The sequence below is a fragment of the Polaribacter sp. BAL334 genome (genome assembly GCF_015767435.1).
GTDB lineage: Bacteria > Bacteroidota > Bacteroidia > Flavobacteriales > Flavobacteriaceae > Polaribacter.
In genome coordinates, this window is the sequence record NZ_JADWOV010000111.1 from 1 (window position 1) to 430 (window position 430).

The 430-nt window shown below is 24.9% G+C and carries 1 protein-coding gene; it reads left to right on the forward strand.

Features of this window, described 5'->3' with window-relative positions; genetic code table 11:
- Window positions 1-174 precede the first annotated feature (174 nt).
- Window positions 175-430: hypothetical protein (locus IU405_RS15565; protein WP_231749409.1), on the forward strand; the 256-nt coding region annotated here is incomplete at its 3' end.

Sequence of the window (430 nt, forward strand, 5' to 3'; positions counted from 1 at the left end):
AAAATGGGGTACCTGTTTTGAAAGAGGTTTAGGGTATTACGTATTTTTTTAGGTGATTTTTCCGGTATTTGCTATTGGGATTCGGATGGTGTTGGATTTATTTGTATTTTGGTTGACGAAATAGGGGTTTATGAAAATTTAAAAAAGTTACATAAAGTTGCGCCTATTAACTAGTTGGCAGTAATTAAAGCAGAAAGTATAAAAATGAAAAAAATCTTTTATCCTAAATTAATTTTTCCGCTTATAAAATTAATTTTTATATTTTTTTTTGTATCAATGCTTTTGTTTTTTTTGAAAAATTTGATTGAAAATATTATTCTAAAATTTGATTTTTGGATTCTATTAGGTTCAATAGTTTTTTTATCCTTTATTGGCTTAGTAATCTTTCATTTGACTTATTTTTTGAGTTTTTACTTTAAATTCCTTGTAC